General features: G+C 34.5%; 2 protein-coding genes. Both read right to left on the bottom strand.

Going from position 1 to position 2,803, the window contains the following annotated elements; all coding sequences use genetic code 11:
• Positions 1-281 precede the first annotated feature (281 nt).
• Positions 282-797: a hypothetical protein gene (locus tag E1J38_RS14910; RefSeq protein WP_133357628.1), complete on the bottom strand. Its 516-nt coding sequence runs from the start codon at positions 795-797 to the stop codon at positions 282-284.
• 432 nt (positions 798-1,229) lie between these two features.
• Positions 1,230-2,489 carry an amidohydrolase family protein gene (locus E1J38_RS14905; RefSeq protein WP_255449916.1) on the bottom strand — a complete coding sequence of 420 codons (1,260 nt, stop codon included), beginning with the start codon at positions 2,487-2,489 and terminating at the stop codon, positions 1,230-1,232.
• Positions 2,490-2,803 lie beyond the last annotated feature (314 nt).

The following is a 2,803-nucleotide window of genomic DNA, read 5'->3' as shown; positions in this document are numbered from 1 at the left end:
AGCCTTACCTAATTGATACTTGTTTAATTTTCCGGTGGTAAGTTCGTCTAAAATTTTCAGTTTAAAAGGTTCTGAATACCGTCTGATTACTTTGTCATTTTTGTACATAATGTTTAAAATTATGTAGCCTTTATTCAGGACGGGTCAATATGCACCACAACGGTCTCGTATAACCGTCAGTTACGGGATTAAAGTTACTATTTTTCGGTTAAGAACTGACGTTAGCAATTCCGAGTGGATTCGGACGTAGTCGAATCCGCCGTAATTGCGGTTATACATTGTTATGTGCTGGCTTTTATTATTGTTTTTAATTTGTTTTCGTAATTCAGATTTTCAAAGAAACTTTGTTGTCTTTCGAATAGATATCCGTTTGCTATAAAGTCCATTTCATATTCAGCCGTTTTTAAATTCAATTCCATTTGGTCAATCGAATATTCGCTGATTAAAATTTTAAAATATCGAGCGTATAATTTCGAAACTCCGAGTTTTAATAAAATCCACATTGGCGAAACAAAAAATGGGTCAATCGTTTCTTTTCCTCTCGTGATTGTAATTCCGATTATACTTTCTTTTGGGATTGGTATTGCAGTCAGCTTATTCGAATAATTCGCACGTAATAAAATTCCGTTTGTCCGCTTTTCAAAGTTGCATTTTGAATCCAGTTTCAAATTTTCAGATTCAGGGTTTTTAGCTTTAAATGACTTAAGATAAAATCCAGCACTTCCGATTGCTTTCGGTTTTCGAAAGTCAATTTCCGCTGGTTTTCCAATCTGTTTTATTATTGCTTGTTCGGTCATTATATTCTATTAAGAGCTGTTTTTTCAGCTTGCACATAACTGCAGGGTTAAACGTAGTTCTGCTTAGAGAATGAAAAGATAATAAATTCTTGAGCAATAATTAGAGAAAAGGACTTCCATATACTCTCTAATTATTGATTGTCAATTAGCTTCGCGAAAGCGAAGCGTAAATTGTAGAATTTATTGGCTTGGGAATTCGAGAAGCAGNCGACGATGTCGCACGTTTTGGCTCGAAGCCCGCAGAAGGCGATATTTTTAGGATAGGTTTTAGTAGTAATTTGGTTTAACCCTGCAGATGATAGCACATGCTTTAAGATGCATTGTCTGCGAAGCAGCGCAGATTAAAGTTCGCCTTTGGCGAATGTGCTATCATCGGTTTGGCTATGCGCAGTGTCCCGAAGGGCATTGCGTATAGGTGGTGTTAGCGGTATTTTATTTTTCAATTATTAAGTTCTCCAAATACCTAAGAGCAGAAGCTATTAGATTCTTACGGTTCTTTGCTTTTTCATTATATGAGTTCAAAGTCTCTCTGTTCAATTTTCGCCCCTTTACAAAAACGTAAATTGGATTTTCAAGTGACGACAATTCTACTAGCGGATTTTTATCCACTAATAGGAGGTTTGCAATCTTGCCTTCTTCTACAGTCCCAAGTTGGCTCATAATTGAATGCGCTTGAGAAGCGTTTACAGTAGCGGTTTTTAAAGCTTCATAATTAGAAAGACCAGCCTCTTTATAAAAGGCTAGTTCTTTATGAATTGAAAAACCAGGAAGAGTAACCCCAATGCCTGCGTCAGTTCCACAAATTATAGTGACACCCGCTTCATGTAGCTTTTTAACAATGGTAATGTGAAAATCATGTTGCTCTTTTATCCGCTCAATTGTCGCAGGATCTTCTTGCTTGGCATTAAACCAGCGTTCAAACTGGTTTTTACTATCAACTTTTTTAATGAGTGGGTTCATGTATCCCAATGATTCTGAATCTAAAATTGAATCATTAATCATCATTTGATAGATATTATTAAACACCGTAATTGTAGGACAATAACTTGTGTGTTTAGACTGCGAAATTGAATCAAGAATAGATTGAAGCTTACTCTTGTCTAAATCAAATTTTAAAGGTTGTTGTACAATTTCTTCGACATGTTCAATAGATTTAATTTGTGGGTTCAAATGATATGAAAATGACACTTTTTGAGAGGGATGAGCAACAATATCAATTTCATAAATTTTAGCTTGTTCAATTATGGCATCAAAGATTTCTTTATCCAATCCGTAATATGTTTTAATAAAGTCGTAACCTCTTTCTTTATATGAAAGCACCTTCTCTTTAGCTTCACTAGGATTAGTTAGATTTAAATTATCGTCACCTATGAATTCTGACCCTGTTAATTTCGGTCCTGTTGTAAAAAAGGTTGGTGAAATTATATTACCATGAATCACGTCTTCTTTAATTCTCAAATGCATCGGCATACCCCAAAGATTTCTGACTGCGGTTACACCATTTGATAAATAAAGTCCGAGTTCATACCTGTCCCAAACATGAACATGCATATCAATTAGGCCTGGTGTTAGATATTTGTTCTCAGCGTCAAAAATTTGAATTCCACTGACCTCAATATTATCTGCAATTTTTTCAATTATCCCCTCTTTTATATAGACCATTTTGTCTACTAAAACAGTGTCTCGGTTCATTGGAATCACATTGACATGAGTAATCAGATAAGAATTATTAGATGTCGGATCGTTATGATTAACCTTTAAGTAATTAGTCCCTATTGAATCAACCCAAAGTGTGATGATTCCAATTAGGACAAACACCCCAATGAGAGTAAATACAATTTTTAAAAGTCGTTTTATTATTTTCATTTTGTATTATACTGAAATAGGTTGACCTTTTTCGGGTTCATTTTTCGTTTGTTAAAAGGTCAATAGTTCTAAATTTTCTTTATTTCTTTTGTAGGAATGATATGCTACATTTTGGTTAAGATGAACAAAAGCTGGTGTGT

The organism is Seonamhaeicola sediminis, assembly GCF_004358095.2.
GTDB classification, from domain to species: Bacteria; Bacteroidota; Bacteroidia; order Flavobacteriales; family Flavobacteriaceae; genus Seonamhaeicola; species Seonamhaeicola sediminis.
This window is presented reverse-complemented; position numbering and strand designations above follow the sequence as displayed.